A 14,936-nucleotide genomic window follows, 5' to 3' on the forward strand; every position below is an offset into this window, starting at 1 on the left:
CCGCCCGACGGCCGCGCGGAAGGCGGCATCGTGCTGACGACGATCGCGTCGCGTCGCGGCGAGGTGGACCGACGAAGCATGTGCGTCCCGCTGGCGAGTGCATCGGACAGCCGCACGGAGAACAGCCTTGTGCCGACGACGCTGCGGCCCTCGACGGGGTGGCGGTTGTGAAGGCGCCGAGGCCGCGGTTGCGGGATGTCGCTCAGGCGGCGCAGACGAGCACCAAGACCGCCTCGCGGGTGATCAACGGGGACGAGCGCGTCTCCGCCAGCACCCGTGCCCGGGTCGAGCAGGCCGTTCAGGACCTCGGCTACCGTCCGGACCCCCTGGCCCGGTCCCTGCGGCTCGGCCAGGACGAGACCATCGGCGTCGTGGTGGACGAGGTCGGTGACCCGTTCTTCGCCAGCGTGATCGGTGAGATCGAGCGGATGGCGCTCGACCGCGGCATCTCGGTCATCATCGCCAGCACACGCCGGCTGGCCGAGCGCGAGCGGATCGTGCTGGACGGCCTGCTGCAGCGCCGGGTCGCCGGCCTCATCATCGCGTCCATTTCGGACAACCACGCGTACCTGCGTACCTCACCCTGCCCCTTGGTGTTCATCGACCGCGCGGCCGCGGACCTCGCCGCCGACGCCGTGGTCGTCGACGACCGGGGTGGGGCCCGGATGGCCGTCGAGCACCTGATGCGGCACGGCCACCGGCGCATCGCCTACATCGGTGACCGGCTGGACACGGCGACCGCCCGCTCCCGGCTCACCGGCTACCGGGACGCGCTCGACGCCGCCGGCATCGCGCCCGACGACGCGTTGATCGCCGAGGTCGAGCCCGCCAAGGGTGACGCCGGGGTCGCGGCCGAGACCTTGCTGCGCCTACAAGACCCGCCGACCGCCATCTTCAGCGCCAACACGCGCTGCTCGCTCGGGACCCTGCCGACCGTGCACCGGTTGCGCCGGACGGACATCGGGTTCGTCTCGTTCGGGGACTTCGCCATGGCCGACACGATCACGCCGGCGATCACCATCGTCGACCACTCGCCCGAGCTGATCGGTCGGCTCGCGGCGGAGCGGCTGTTCAGCCGCCTCGCCGGTGAGGAGCCGCCCGTGGAGACGATCTTCGCCCCGCTGCGGGTCGTGCCGCGCGGCAGTGGAGAGCTGGGGCCGCTGTGACCGAGCTCGTGGCCGGGGTCGACCTCGGCACCACCGACACCAAGGCCGTCCTGACCCGCCCGGACGGCGAGACCGTCGCGTTCGCCCGCGGCGCCACGACGTGGTCGCACAAGCCCGACGGCCGCCTGGAGACCACCGGGGCCGCACTCGCGAACGACGTGCTGCGCACCCTCGAGAAGGCCGTCGCCGAGGCCGAGCAACGCAAAGGCCCGGTCAATGTCACCGGCATCGGCATCGCTGGGCTAGCCGAGAGCGGCGTCATCCTCGACGCGCACGGCAACGAGACCTCCCCGGTCATCGCCTGGTTCGACGAGCGGGGGAACGAAGAGCTCACCGCGCAGGGCCCCACATTCGTCGAGGAGTTCCCGCGCCGGACCGGACTCCCGTTCGGCACCCAGTGGAGCCTGCCCAAGCTCCTCTGGATGCGGAAGAACGGCATCCACCTCGACCACGCGTCCCGCTGGCTGAACATGCCGGAATACGTGGCGTACGCCCTCACCGGCGAACAGGTCAGCGAGCCGTCCCTGGCATCAAGGACCGGCCTGCTCGACCAGGCGACGGGCCGCCCGTGGGCGGAGGCGCTCGACCGGATCGGCGCTACACACGCGTTCCTGCCGGAGCTTCGCGACGCGGGGCAGCCGGCCGGCACCGTCAAACACGGCAGGTTCAAAGGCGCCACCGTCACCGTCGCCGGGCACGACCACCCCGTCGCCGCGATCGGAGCCGGGGCCACCGGCCCCGAGGACCTCTTCAACTCGTGCGGCACCGCCGAGGTCCTCCTGCGCTCGGTGCCAAGGATCCTCACCGACGACGAGCGGCAAACCCTGGTGGACCGCGGGATCGACGCCGGCCGCCACGTGCTGCCCGGCCACGGCGTGCTGATCGGCGGGATGCGGTCCGGCCTGGTCATGCGCCGCGTCCTGGCCCTCGTCGGCGCCGACGATCATGACCGGCGCGACGAGCTCGACAGAAGATGGCGGCCGGCCAACGGCGACGGGGTCACCGTCCTGCCCGCGGCGCCCCACGACAACGACGTGACGCTGCGGCTGCGCGACGGCGCCGGGCCGGACCAGTTGTGGGCGGCCACGCTCGCGTACCTCAACGAGCAGACCGAAGCCCTCCTGTCCGCGGTCAACTCCGTGGTCGGCGAGCACCGCACGGCGGTCGCGGCCGGCGGGTGGACCCGGATGCACAGCGTACGAACAGCGAAAGCGGCGGTGATCCCGCGTCTGCGGATCTCCGCACTCGAACAACCGGGTGCCCGTGGTGCGGCGATGTTCGCCGCCCGCGCCGCCTACGACGTCCCGTTCGACAAGGTGACGCGGCAGTTCCAGAGCACGGCCGCCGCCACGGAAAGGACCCACGCATGACGGCCCGAAATAACGGCCTCGGGGCGATCGCGGACGCCGACGGCGTCTTCTCGATCGTCGCGATGGACCAGCGCAACACATTGCGCCGCATGTTCGCCGCGGTCGGCCACGAAGCCACCGACGCGGACATGCGGCAGGCGAAGATCGACGTCGCCGGCGCCCTCACACCGTTGGCCAGCGCCATCCTGCTCGACCCGACCTACGGCGTCCCGGCCACGACCGAGGCCGGTGCCCGGGCGGCAAGCTGCGGCCTGCTGGTCGCGGCCGAGCCGGCGGACCGGGGCAACTACAACGGCGAGCCGCGTACGCATCGCGACCCGAAGCAGGACGCCGACTGGGTCCGGTCCCAGGGCGGCGACGCGGTCAAGTTCCTCGTCCAGCTGCGCCCCGGCCGGCCGATCGGCGACGGCCCGGACATCTCCGCCGAGGTGCTCGACATCGTGCGTGCGGTGGCCGAGGACTGCCGCGCGGCCGGCGTCCCGTCGGTGGTCGAGAACCTGATCTACAGCCTGCCGGGTGAGCAACTCACCGAGCAGCAGCGCGAGGATCTGATCGTCGAGGCGGCCGTGCAGATCGCGGACACCGGCGTCGACCTGGTCAAGATCGAGTACCCGGGCTCGGCCAAGGGCTGCCGGCGCGTCGCCGAGACGGTCAAGGCGCCGTGGGCGGTGCTCTCGGCCGGCGTCGGCTTTGACGAGTTCCAGAACGTCCTGCGGGTCAGCTGCGACGAGGGCGGCGCGTCGGGCTTCATCGCCGGGCGCTCGATCTGGAAAGAGGCGATCGGCCTCGACGGGTCGGCACGGCAGGAGTTCCTGGACACCGTCGCGCGCCAACGGCTGCAGACCTGCCTCGACACGGTGGCGGGACGCGCCCGACCCTGGACGGAGGCAGCGAAATGACAGCGGTTCTCGAGGCGCGCGGCATCACCAAGCACTATGGACACGTCGAGGCGCTGACGAACGCGAACTTCGACGTGCAGGCCGGCGAGGTGGTCGCCCTGATCGGCGACAACGGCGCGGGCAAGAGCACGCTGGTCCGGATCCTCTCCGGTGCCGAGGCCGCCGACGGCGGCGAGGTGCTGTTCGACGGAAAGGCCGTGCAGCTCACCTCGCCGACGGACGCCCGCGAGCTCGGCATGGAGACCGTCTTCCAGGACCTGGCGCTGGCGCCACACCTGTCCCCGGTGCAGAACATGTACCTGGGCCGCGAGGTCATGCGCAAAGGCCTGCTCGGCAAGCTCGGCTTCATGGACAGCAAGGCGATGCGCGACGGCAGCCGCAGCGCGTTCGACCGGCTCGGCGCGACCGTGCGCGACCTGAACGGCACGGTCGGCGGGATGTCCGGCGGCCAGCGCCAGGGCATCGCGGTCGCTCGGGCGGCCGCCTGGGCGCAGAAGGTCATCTTCCTCGACGAGCCGACCGCGGCGCTGGGCGTGGTGCAGACCCAGAACGTGCTGGACCTGGTGCGCCGGGTCAGCGGAGAGGGCATCGGCGTGGTCTTCATCAGCCATTCGATGCCGCACGTGATGGAGGTCGCCGACCGCATCCAGGTGATGTGGCGGGGCCGCCGCGTGGCCACCTACAACAAGGCGGACACCTCGATGGAGCAGCTGGTGTCCGCGATGACCGGTGCCGTGGCACAGGAGGCGTCATGAGTACGACAACCACAGCGCCGCCGGCCTCCACTGAGGACGCTCCCACCAGCCGGCTGTCCCGGATCTCCCGCCTGCAGGCCCTGCAGATCCTGATCCTGTTGGTGGTCACGATCGCGGTGTTCACGGCGCTGCGCCCGGACACCTTCCTCACCGGGTTCAACATCCGCGGCATCGTGCAGAACACGGCCATCTACGCGGTGCTCGGCGTCGGCATGACGTTCGTCATCATCACCGGCGGCATCGACCTGTCCGTCGGCAGCGTGCTGGTGTTCAGCGGCGTGGTGGCCGACAAGATCATGGTGGCGTACGGCGGTCAGGGCTGGGGGACCGTCCTGGTAGGACTCGTCGCCGCCCTCGCCTCCGGCCTGGCCTGGGGTCTGCTCAACGGCATCCTGGTGGCCAAGGCGAAGGTGCCGCCCCTGGTGGTGACGCTCGGCTCGCTGAGCGCCGCGCTGGGCTTCGCCCAGATCATCACGAAGGGCCTCGACCTGCGCGACGCGCCGCAGACCCTGGTCAACGACATCGGCTTCGGCAATATCGTCGGCCAGGTGCCGACCATCGCCGTCGTCTCCGCGGTGGTCGTGATCTTCGGCATCGTGCTGCTGCACCGCACCCGGTTGGGCCTCTACACGTACGCCATCGGCTCGAACGCCGAGGCCGGCCGCCGCGCCGGTGTCAAGGTCGAACGACACCTGATCAAGGTGTACGCGTTCGCGGGGTTGCTCGCCGGCTTCGCCGGCCTGTTGAACCTCGGCTTCTTCCAGTCCACGACGATCGGCGGCCAGTCCAACACGCCGCTGAACGTCATCGCTGGCGTCGCGATCGGCGGCACCAGCCTGTTCGGTGGCATCGGTTCCGTGTTCGGCACCGTCATCGGACTGTTCATCCCGATCGTGCTGCAGAACGGATTCATCCAGACCGGCGTCCAGCCGTTCTGGCAGCAGGTCGTCGTCGGCGCGGTGCTCGTGGCCGTGGTCTACGTCGACCAGCTCCGCCGCGCGGCGGCACTGAGAGGGACGAAAACCCGCCTGCCATTCCTGTCCCGTGCAGGAAGCACATCGAGAAAGGGATCAGCATGAAGCGCAAGTCAACCGCCATAGTCGCCGCGTTGGCCGCCGTCGCGCTCGGCGCGGCCGCCTGTGGCTCCGACTCCGACAGCGGCGGCACCACCGCAGGCGGGGCCAAGGACGGCAACTACAAGCTGGCATTCGTCCAGGGTGTGGCCGGCGACGCGTTCTACATCACCATGGAGTGCGGCATCAAGGAGGAGGCGGCCAAGGAAGGCGCCACCGTCACCACCCAGGGTGCCCAGAAGTTCGACCCGACTCTGCAGACCCCGATCCTGCAGTCGGTGATCGCCTCCAAGCCCGACGCGATCCTGATCGCCCCGACCGACGTCTCCGCGATGCAGCAGCCGATCGCGCAGGCCAAGGCCCAGGGCATCAAGATCGTCCTGGTCGACACCACGCTCAACGACCCGTCGGTCGCGGTGTCGGCGATCTCGTCGGACAACACCGCGGGCGGCAAGGCGGCGTTCGAGGCGATCCAGAAGCTCGCCCCCAACGGCGGCAAGGTGCTCGGCGTCGGCGTGCAGCCCGGCATCAGCACCACCGACGCCCGCGACAAGGGCTTCGCCGACGCCGCCAAGGCCGACTCGAAGTTCACCTACCTGGGCGTGCAGTACTCGCAGAACGACCCGGCCAAGGCCGCGTCGATCGTGAGCGCGGCACTGCAGAAGGACCCCGACATCGTCGGCATCTTCGCCTCGAACCTCTTCTCGGCGCAGGGCTCGGCGACCGGTATCCGCCAGGCCGGCAAGCAGGGTCAGGTAAACGTCGTCGGCTTCGACGCCGGCCCGGAGCAGATCAAGGCGCTCCAGGACGGCACCGTGCAGGCCCTGATCGCGCAGCAGCCGGGCGACATCGGCGTCCAGGGCGTGCAGCAGGCGATCAAGGCCCTGAAGGGCGAGTCGAACGAGGCCAACATCCAGACCGGCTCGACCATCATCACCAAGGACACCATCGACAGCGCTGAAGGCAAGGCGGCCGCCTACAAGGCGAGCTGCTGACGTCGGCCGGCCCGGCACCTCGCGAAGCGGGGTGCCGGGCCGCACCGTCACTTGTCGAGCGTGACCGCGATGTCGGTGACCGGGGTCTTGCCGTCGAAGGAACCGATCAGGTTGGCCCGGCCCGTCAGCAGGGACACCCGGTAGAAGCGCTGCCGGCCGTCGACCTTCAGGGTCGCGTACGCCGTGTTGCCGCTGCCGATGTCCAGCCCGGCGTCGCCGGTCGCGTCGACGCCGAGGGCGCCGGTCGGGGCGAGCTCGCCCTGGTTCGCCGGTGACTGCACCAGGATCTGGTCCGTCGTCGTGTTCAGGTCGAACAGCGTGGTCGCCGTCGTCGCGTCCAGGTCGTTGTTCGTGTACGCCGCCGCCGTCACGCCGGACACCGCCGTGGCCGCCGGGGGCACCGTGAGCGTCGTGTCCATGGCCGTCGTGCCCGTTGCCGGTGCGCCCGCCGCGTCGTCGAGGTTGTGGCGCAGGTTCTGCCCGGTGTCGCTGACGACCCGCAGCCGGTTGGCCGCCGGGTTGAAGTCGACGCCGAAACGCGTCCCGGCCAGCGGCACGGTGAGCTGCGAGACCTGGGTCGCCCGGGCGCTCGACGTGTTCAGCGTGTAGATGCCGCCCTGGTTGCCGACCCCGTACAGCTTGCCGTCCTGCACCCGGAAGTCGAGGCCCACCAGCCGCGTGTCGCCGGTCAGGCCCTTGACCATGCCGATCCGGCGCGCGTCACCGGGCCGGTCGGCCCGGAAGCTCACCATGTCACCGCCGCGGGTCAGCCCGACGATCCGCGACCCCTGGTCGGACCGCTGCGACCTGCCCACCAGCAGCGCGTCCGCCGGCGCCGATCCGGACGAGTCACGCAGCGCGCCGATCGCGAGCGTGCCGGCGGCGACCGCGCCGGCGGCGGCGAGCACACCGGCGATCATCTTCTTGCGCATCCGATCCTCCACTCAGGTCACGCCGCCCGGAGTGGGTCGGCATACCCCTGATTCGGAGACGGGCCGCGCGTGGACAGGTCGGTTATCCGACTTTGCGCCCGGTCGATAAGATCAGGATCTCGGCGGCGGAGGGCGGATCAACGTGGACGGTCCGAACGAGACAGTGCGCAAAGCGGCCACGTCGGCCCGGATGTACGACTTCTACCTGGGCGGGGCGCACAACTTCGCGGCGGACCGGCAGGCGGCGCTCAAGGTCATCGAGCAGTACCCGGCGGTGCCCGCGGTGGCCCGCGCCAACCGGGCGTTCCTGGGCCGGGCCGTCCGCTTCCTCGCCGACGCGGGCGTGCGCCAGTTCCTCGACATCGGCTCCGGGATTCCCACGGTCGGCAACGTGCACGAGATCGCCCAGCGGGCCGCGCCCGACGCCCGCGTGGTCTACGTCGACATCGACCCGGTCGCGGTGGCCGAGAGCCGCGAGCTCCTGCACGGCAACGACCGGGCGACGGCGATCCACGGCGACCTGCGCGACCCCAAGGCGATCGTGGCCAACCAGGGCCTGCTCGACGTCACCCGACCCGTCGCGGTCGTCCTCGCCGCCGTCCTGCACTTCGTGCCCGACGACACGCAGGCGTACGGGCTGGTCGACGAGCTGCTCGCGGTCCTGCCTGCGGGCAGCCACCTGGTCGTCTCGCACGGCGCGGCCGAGACGTTCGGGCTCGGCGACGAGCGCACCGCGGCGGCCCGGGCGGTCTACACCCGGCAGACCTCGACGGCGGGCAAGCCGCGAACGAAGCAGGAGGTCGAGCGGTTCTTCGGCTCCCGGTGCGCGCTCGTCGACCCCGGGGTGACCTGGGCGCCGGACTGGCGCCCGGCCGCCGGAGACCCGACCGACTTCGCGTACGACACCCGCCGCAGCGGCATGTGGGCCGCCGTCGGCCTAGTCCAGGCAGCGTAGGGCGACCTCGGCCGAGCGCATGAGCGCGTCGCGGTCACCGTTGATGGCGCCCATCACGCGCAGGCCCTGCAGGGTGGTCACCAGGAACGCGGCCAGGTCGTGGGTGTCGCGGTCCTTGGCGATCTGGCCGCGCAGCTGGGTCTCGGCCAGCAGGTCGTAGAGGGCGATCTCCAGTGACCCGGTGGTCGAGCGGAGCCGGTCGACCACCCGCTGGTCGACGTGAGCCCGTTCCATGGCGGCTCCGACGATCAGGCATGCCAGGTGCTGCCCGTCGCCGACGATGTCGTCGATCACACCGACGAAGATCTCCCGGATGACCGCGCGGGCGTCGTTGCCGGAGCGCAGGATGTCTACCAGTGGGGCGGCGTACCGTGCCGGTAGCGGTCCAGCGCGGCCAGGTAGAGGCCTTCCTTGCTCCCGAAAGCGGCATAGAGGGATCCGCTGCCCAGGTTCGTCGCCTCTGCGAGGTCGCGCATCGAGGCGCCCTCGTAGCCCTTGGCCCGGAAGACGCCCATCGCGGCGTCGACCGCCGTATCAAGATCGAACTCCCGGGTACGCGCCATGGCCGCAACGCTACAACTATCTGGAACGAACGCCAAAGTATGGACGGCCCGCCACCCGGGAAGGGTGACGGGCCGCCGCAGGACAGGGGTCAGCCGAACTGGACCCAGTTGAGGTTGACGAGGCCGGTCGTCGGGCCGCCGGTGACGCCGCCGAAGACCAGGTAGAGCCGGTGTGCGCCGGCCGGCTGGCTGACCGGCACCGAGGTCTCGGTGAAGGCGCCGTTGCCCGTCGTCGCGTTCAGGGTCGCCGTGCCGACCACCGGGCCGGTCGGCGAGTCGAACCGGAGCTCGACCGTGGCCCGCGGCGTGCCCACCGTGGCCGCCGAACCGCCCGAGTGCCGCAGTGTCACCGTCGACACGCCGCCCAGGTTGATCGGGTCGAACGCGATGTTGTCGCCGATGTCGATGCCGTTGACGTGCTGGCCGCCGCCGGTGTCACCGGTGTTGGCGATCGTCACGCTGGTCTGCACCTGCGCGAACTCCGCCTCCTGCCGCGGCGTCTGGATGACCGCCTGCGCCACCGTGGTCAGCGGCGGCTGGCCGCCACCACCGAGGTCGGTGTACGAGGCGCTGACCGCACCGAACAGGTAGCCGCCCGCGTGGTCGCCGCCGTCCGCCGGGGACTGCACCGTGCCGGTGCAACCGGTGGTCGAGCCGTCCGGGTGGCCGTGGGTGTCGTGGCCGAGCACGAACGTCACGACGACCCGCGAGCAGTCGATCGGTCCGTCCTCGGGGTCGGAGACCTCGACCGCGTACGGAATCGAGTCACCCCAGTTGAACAGCGTGCCCGCGATCGGCGTCGTGACGCGAACCGTGGGCGCTGTGTTGCCCACCACGATGACCGTCGTCAGCACACCCGTCTTGCCGCTCGAGTCGGTGACCGTCAGCTTGGCCACATAGGACCCGTTCTGGGTGTACGTGAAGGACGGGTTCGGGTCGGCCGAGTCGACCGTGCCGTCGTTGGTGAAGTCCCACGCGTACGAGATGGACTCGCCCGGGTCCGGGTCGTAGGTGCCGGCCGACGAGAACGCGACGGTCAGCGGTGCCTGCCCGGAGGTCGGTGTCGCGCTCACCTTGACGACCGGCGACCGGGTGCCCTTCACGTAGCGGATGACGGAGAGCTGGGCGTCCGGGTTGGCGTTGAAGAAGCCGTCGCCGTACTCCAGGACGTAGAGCGCGCCGTCCGGCCCGAACTGCATCTCCATCGGGTTGTCGAAGATGGTGCCCGGCAGGAACTGCTCGACGCCGTTCAGGTTGCCCTTGCCGTCCGTCCGCATCATGAACAGCTTGTCGCGGGTGAACTCGCCGAACACCACGGCGTTGTTGAAGTACTCGGGGAACTTCACCTGCGAGGTGCTGTCCGCGTCGTACTTGTAGATCGGGCCGCCGTGCGGGCCGACGCCGCCCGTGCCGATCACCGGCCACTTGAAGTCGCAGGCGATGGGCGGGTTCTGCAGGTACGCGCTGCCGCACGGCGTGCGGGCCTCGTACGTGTACCAGAACTGCGGCTGCTGCACCGCGGGCAGGACGGTCAGACCCGTGTTGTGCCGGGAGTCGTTGACCGGCGCACCGCAGTTGAACGCCTCACCGGACGTCCGCGTCGCGAAGTCGAAGTCGAAGTACGGCAGGCTCGGCGACACACACAGCGGCCAGCCGTAGTTGCCGGCCTTGTTGGTGCTGAACCACCGACCGGTGCCCTCCGGGCCGCGCGCCGGGTTGGAGACCCGCGAGTCGGGGGAGTAGTCGGCGATGTAGAGCCGGCCGGTCGAGTCGACGTCGAACCGGAACGGGTTGCGCAGGCCCATCAGGAAGATCTCCGGACGGGTCTTGCCGGTGTGGTCCTGCGCCTCCGGGAACAGGTTCCCGTTCGGCGACGTGTAGGTGCCGTTCGGTTTCACCTTGATCCGCAGCACCTTGCCCCGCAGGTCGTTGGTGTTGGCGGAGGACCGCCGCGCGTCGTACCCGGGGCCCTGGGTCGGCTGGTCGTTGATCGGCGTGAACCCGTCCGAGCCACCGGCGTTGGTGTCGTCACCGGTGATCAGGAACAGGTTGCCCTTGCCGTCGAACTTGACCTGGCCGGCCACGTGGCAGCAGATGCCGCGGTCGACGTCGACGCGGATGATCTGCTGCTCGGACGCCATGTCGAGGTGGGGGGTGGGGGATTCGACCAGCTTGAACCGGGAGAGCTGGTTGTAGCCCTTGAACTTGTCCCACGTCGTCGGGTCGGCGTTGGTCGCCGGCGCGTCACCCTCGTTGACGCCCGGGGTGGCCGGGTTGTCGACCGGGGTGTTGAGCTGCGGCGCGTAGTAGACGTAGACCCACTTGTTCGTGGCGAACTCGGGGTCGATCGCCAGCGTCTGCAGGCCGTCCTCGTCGTGCGAGTAGACCGGCATCGTGGTGATCACCGGGCTGGCGTTGGTCGTCGGGTCGTAGAGCCGGATCTGGCCGCCGCGGGTGTTGTGCAGCACCCGGCCGTCGGGCAGCACGGCCAGCGACATCGGCTCGCCGGGCTCGTCGTTGAGCGTGACCTTCTCGTAGTTGGCCAGCACGGTCGCGCCGCAGTCGCCCTCGACGACGCCGGACGCCCACTGGATGCCGCCGAGCAGGTGCTTCTTGTAGGCACCGACGCGGTACGTCTCGATCGAGTGGCCCAGGCCCGTGTAGAACGACCGGCCGCCCTGGTAGTCCTTGCACCAGCTGATCGGGTGGTCGAAGCCCATGCTCCCGCCGGTGACGCTGTTCTCGTCGACGGTGGCGAGCACGTGCGACTGGCCGCGGACGTTGGCGGTGAAGTTGTACCACTCCTCCGTCAGGGTCAGCGCGCGCGGCACCGTCTCGGTGGCCGGGTGCACCCGGTCCGCGACGTCGACGTTGCCGGGCTCGACGCCGGTGACACTGGCCACCTTGGCGCCGACCAGGGTCTGGTAGAACGGCCAGTCCGGCTCGGTCTCGGCCGCCGCGTGCACGCCGACGTAGCCACCACCGGCCTTGATGTAGCCCTCGAACGCCGCCTGCTGGGTCGGGTTGAGGATGTCACCGGTGGTGTTGAGGAACACGACCGCGCGGAACTTGGCCAGGTTCTCCGCGGTGAAGTCGGCCGCGTTCTGCGACGTGGTGACCGTGAAGTCGTTGTCCTGGGCCAGCGCCTTGATGGTGGCAACACCATCCTGGATGGACGGACGGCGGACGCCGGCGGTCTTGGTGAAGACCAGCACCTTGTAGTTCTTGGGCGCCCGGGCCTCGGACCGCAGGGCCGCCGGGCCGTTCTCGGCCGCGACCAGTGGCTCCGGCGCCGTCGCCGGATCGGTGGGTCGGGGGTCCGCCGTGGCGCTGGTCGGAGCCAGCACCACGAGCGGAAGCCCGATGGTCGCCGCGGCCAGCACAGCCAGCCGGCGACGAAGGGTGGTTGGCATTTCTTCCTCCGGGGTGGTGGGTTGCCTTGCCTCGGAGGCCGGGCGCGCGCCGCCGCGCCCGGCCCGTTTCACAGGTGAAGCGGGGTGTAGCCGAGAATCAGTGGCCGCGCTTGTAGATGGTCAGCTCGGACATGTTCTGGTACGAGATCGCCGCGAAGTCCAGCGACTGGCCGGGGTTGGCCGCGCCGCCGGGTGCGGTGTCCTGCTCCCAGTTGGCGTGCCGGTAGTTTGCGTCGCCGATCGTCTCGAAGAACTGCTGGAAGTTGATGTCGCCCTCGCCGAGCGGGGTCATCTCGTACCCGTTGGCCAGTGCGCTGTTGCGGTTGCCGTCCTTGGCGTGGAACAGCGGGAAGCGGTCGCCGCGCGAGGCCACGTTGAGGATCGGGTCGAACAGGTCGGTGCGCTCGACGCCGCGCTTGTCGATGTACTTCTGGTGCTTGAACCGGGCCACGTACGCCCAGTAGATGTCGAGCTCGAAGAACACGTACTTCGGGTCGGCCTTGCCGAAGAAGTACTCCAGGCGCCGCATGCCGGACGACCGCGTGGGCTTGCCGTTGGCGTCCAGCGGGCCCTCGTCGAGCAGGAACGAGTACGCCGCGTCGTGGTTGTGCGTGTAGAGCTTCATGCCGCGCTTGCGGGCCTGCCGGCCGAGCTCGTTCCAGACGTCGGCGGCCGCGTCCCAGTCCGCCGTGTAGTTCGAGTTCGTCGGGTCGGAGCCCGTGCCGATGTGCTTCATGCCCAGCGCCTCGGCGATGTCGAGCTGCGCGGTGAAGGTCGTCGGGTTGACCGAGGCGTGCGTGCCGTTGGCGACCAGCCCGTTGTCGTCCAGGATCTTGCGGATCTCGGCGGGGGTGATCTGCCGGCCGAGGATCGAGGTGTGCTGGTTGTAGCCGGCGAACTCGACCTCCTTGTAGCCGAGCTCCGCGATCCGGGCCAGGACCCGCTCGAAGCCGTACGGAACGCCGCTGTCGTCGGGCGCGGCCGAGATCCGGTCGCGCACCGAGTACAGGATGATGCCGCGCCGCTTCTCCGGGATCAGCTCCTCGGAGTGCAGGCCCTTGGTGCCGATGGCGGGCGTGCTGGTGGACAGCACGGGCAGGCCGGCGGCGCCGATCGCGGCGCCGGCGGCGGCCGAGGCCTTCAGGATGTTGCGCCGGGTCAGGCGGCGGCGCTCGGCGGGGTCCATCGGTGTTTCGGTCATCGTCGTCCGTCCTCTCGGCGGCGGACAGCCGCCAGCTGCGCGACGGCAAGGGGAAGCCGCCACGTGGGATGAGGTGAATCGATTCAGGCGCCGCCGAAACGCCCGACCGTGCGCAGAGTCCGACAGGGGCAGAAACAGGCCGCGGTGCCACCCGCGGCGAGCGGTCGGCCTCTGGGAAAGCCGGACCACCCAGTGTGTCCTGTGTGTTACGGGAGACGATAATGTCAGACGCGGCCAAAAGATAGATGGTTGCGAACGAAAGTTCTTAGTGGATCGCCGTAACTTTTGCACGATCATCGGAAAGTCCGGCAGCGTCGTAAACGAACTCACGGTAATGAATATTTGCGCTGGTCGTCAAGGATCGTTGCTAGCTGGCAATGTGTTCGCATAGCGAACGCATGGTTCACCAGCTGTGCAGGGTGCCGTCCTCGAGGCGGTTGACCGGCAGCGCGGCAGGTCGGTACGGGTACTGCGCGGCCAGGTCCTCGTCGATGTCGACGCCCAGGCCGGGCTCCTCCGCCGGGTGCAGGTAGCCGTCGGCGAAGTGGTAGCCGTGCGGGAAGACCGCGTCGGTCTCCGCGGTGTGTCGCATGTATTCCTGGAGACCGAAGTTCGGGATCGCGACGTCGAGGTGCAGCGCCGCGGACATGCAGACCGGCGACAGGTCCGTCGCGCCGTGCGATCCGCTGCGCACCTGGTAGAGCGCGGCCAGGTCGAAGATCCGGCGCAGGTGCGTGATGCCGCCGGCGTGCACGACGGTCGCCCGGATGTAGTCGATGAGCTGCTCGGTGATCAGCTGCTGGCAGTCCCAGATGCCGCTGAAGATCTCGCCGATCGCGATCGGAGTCGTGGTGTGCTGCCGGATCAGCCGCAGGCTGTCCTGGAGCTCGGCCGGCGTCGGGTCTTCCATCCAGGTCAGCGCGTGCGGCTCCAGGCTCTTGCCGAGCCGGCCCGCCTCGATCGGGGTCAGCCGGTGGTGCACGTCGTGCAGCAGCTTGAGATTCGGACCGAACTCGTCGCGTACCTGGGCGAACACGCCCGGCGTGTGGGCCAGGTAGCGCTCGGTCGACCAGACCGCCTCGGTCGGCACCGCCGCGTCGGCCGGCTCGTAGAACATCTTGTCGCCGCTGACGCCGTAGGTGGTGGCCAGCCCCGGCACGCCCGCCTGCACCCGCACCGCCTTGTAGCCGAGGTCGACGTAGCGGGCCACCTCGGCCAGCACGCCCTCGACGGTCTCGGCGTTGGCGTGCCCGTACACGGTCACGCCCTCGCGGCTGCGACCGCCGAGCAGCTGGTAGACCGGCATGCCGGCGGCCTTGCCCTTGATGTCCCAGAGTGCCGTGTCGACCGCCGCGATCGCGGTCATCGTCACCGGGCCGCGCCGCCAGTAGGCACCCTTGTAGAGGTAGTTCCAGGTGTCCTCGATCCGCGACGCGTCGCGGCCGATCAGCGTGGGCACCACGTGGTCGCGCAGGTAGCTGGCCACCGCGAGCTCGCGACCGTTGAGCGTGGCGTCGCCGACGCCGGTGAGCCCGTCGTCGGTGACCAGCTTGAGGGTGACGAAGTTGCGACCCGGGCAGGTCACGATCACCCGCGCGTCGACGATCTTCACGG

13 protein-coding genes are annotated in these 14,936 nt (G+C 70.0%); 7 read left to right on the top strand and 6 right to left on the bottom strand.

Features of this window, described 5'->3' with window-relative positions; translation table 11 throughout:
* Positions 1–167 precede the first annotated feature (167 nt).
* From CHC05_RS22585 to CHC05_RS22610, 6 genes are read left to right on the top strand one after another with little or no spacing between them, the layout of a single operon-like run.
* On the top strand, positions 168–1,166 hold the full coding sequence (locus CHC05_RS22585; protein WP_179266318.1) for a LacI family DNA-binding transcriptional regulator: 999 nt from the start codon (positions 168–170) through the stop codon (positions 1,164–1,166).
* A complete protein-coding gene (locus CHC05_RS22590; RefSeq protein WP_089252043.1) occupies positions 1,163–2,536 on the top strand; it encodes an FGGY-family carbohydrate kinase in 1,374 nt (457 codons plus the stop codon). Before CHC05_RS22585 ends, CHC05_RS22590 begins: the two co-directional genes overlap by 4 nt.
* Positions 2,533–3,435, top strand: a complete 903-nt coding sequence (locus tag CHC05_RS22595; RefSeq protein WP_179266319.1) for a hypothetical protein — start codon at positions 2,533–2,535, stop codon at positions 3,433–3,435. Before CHC05_RS22590 ends, CHC05_RS22595 begins: the two co-directional genes overlap by 4 nt.
* A complete protein-coding gene (locus tag CHC05_RS22600; protein WP_089252045.1) occupies positions 3,432–4,190 on the top strand; it encodes an ATP-binding cassette domain-containing protein in 759 nt (252 codons plus the stop codon). The genes CHC05_RS22595 and CHC05_RS22600 overlap by 4 nt, the downstream gene beginning before the upstream one ends.
* Entirely contained in the window at positions 4,187–5,269 is a 1,083-nt protein-coding gene (locus CHC05_RS22605; RefSeq protein WP_089252047.1) for an ABC transporter permease, read from the top strand. The genes CHC05_RS22600 and CHC05_RS22605 overlap by 4 nt, the downstream gene beginning before the upstream one ends.
* Complete coding sequence (locus tag CHC05_RS22610; RefSeq protein WP_089252049.1) at positions 5,266–6,258, top strand: ABC transporter substrate-binding protein; 993 nt, start codon at positions 5,266–5,268, stop codon at positions 6,256–6,258. Before CHC05_RS22605 ends, CHC05_RS22610 begins: the two co-directional genes overlap by 4 nt.
* 47 nt (positions 6,259–6,305) lie before the next feature.
* On the opposite strand, the gene CHC05_RS22615 is transcribed toward CHC05_RS22610, so the two are convergent.
* Complete coding sequence (locus CHC05_RS22615) at positions 6,306–7,190, bottom strand: DUF4394 domain-containing protein (protein ID WP_089252051.1); 885 nt, start codon at positions 7,188–7,190, stop codon at positions 6,306–6,308.
* A gap of 142 nt (positions 7,191–7,332) precedes the next feature.
* Here CHC05_RS22615 and CHC05_RS22620 point away from each other — a divergent pair, with 142 nt between their 5' ends.
* Positions 7,333–8,145 (top strand): SAM-dependent methyltransferase, encoded by an 813-nt coding sequence (locus tag CHC05_RS22620; RefSeq protein WP_245871154.1) that lies wholly within the window; start codon positions 7,333–7,335, stop codon positions 8,143–8,145.
* On the opposite strand, the gene CHC05_RS42120 is transcribed toward CHC05_RS22620, so the two are convergent.
* The 5 genes from CHC05_RS42120 to manD form a co-directional block, all read right to left on the bottom strand.
* Positions 8,128–8,439 carry a TetR family transcriptional regulator C-terminal domain-containing protein gene (locus CHC05_RS42120; RefSeq protein WP_218824634.1) on the bottom strand — a complete coding sequence of 104 codons (312 nt, stop codon included), beginning with the start codon at positions 8,437–8,439 and terminating at the stop codon, positions 8,128–8,130. The two genes, CHC05_RS22620 and CHC05_RS42120, sit on opposite strands and share 18 nt — an antisense overlap.
* Before the next feature lie 56 nt (positions 8,440–8,495).
* On the bottom strand, positions 8,496–8,708 hold the full coding sequence (locus tag CHC05_RS42125) for a TetR/AcrR family transcriptional regulator (protein ID WP_218824635.1): 213 nt from the start codon (positions 8,706–8,708) through the stop codon (positions 8,496–8,498).
* An 89-nt stretch (positions 8,709–8,797) separates the two neighbouring features.
* On the bottom strand, positions 8,798–12,121 hold the full coding sequence (locus CHC05_RS22630; protein WP_089252053.1) for a ThuA domain-containing protein: 3,324 nt from the start codon (positions 12,119–12,121) through the stop codon (positions 8,798–8,800).
* 97 nt (positions 12,122–12,218) lie between these two features.
* Positions 12,219–13,322, bottom strand: a complete 1,104-nt coding sequence (locus CHC05_RS22635) for a sugar phosphate isomerase/epimerase family protein (protein WP_179266320.1) — start codon at positions 13,320–13,322, stop codon at positions 12,219–12,221.
* A gap of 403 nt (positions 13,323–13,725) precedes the next feature.
* On the bottom strand, positions 13,726–14,934 hold the full coding sequence (gene manD, locus CHC05_RS22640; RefSeq protein WP_089252055.1) for a D-mannonate dehydratase ManD: 1,209 nt from the start codon (positions 14,932–14,934) through the stop codon (positions 13,726–13,728).
* Positions 14,935–14,936: the final 2 nt, after the last annotated feature.

This window comes from Asanoa hainanensis, from assembly GCF_900188485.1.
In the GTDB taxonomy this organism is placed as follows: Bacteria; Actinomycetota; Actinomycetes; order Mycobacteriales; family Micromonosporaceae; genus Asanoa; species Asanoa hainanensis.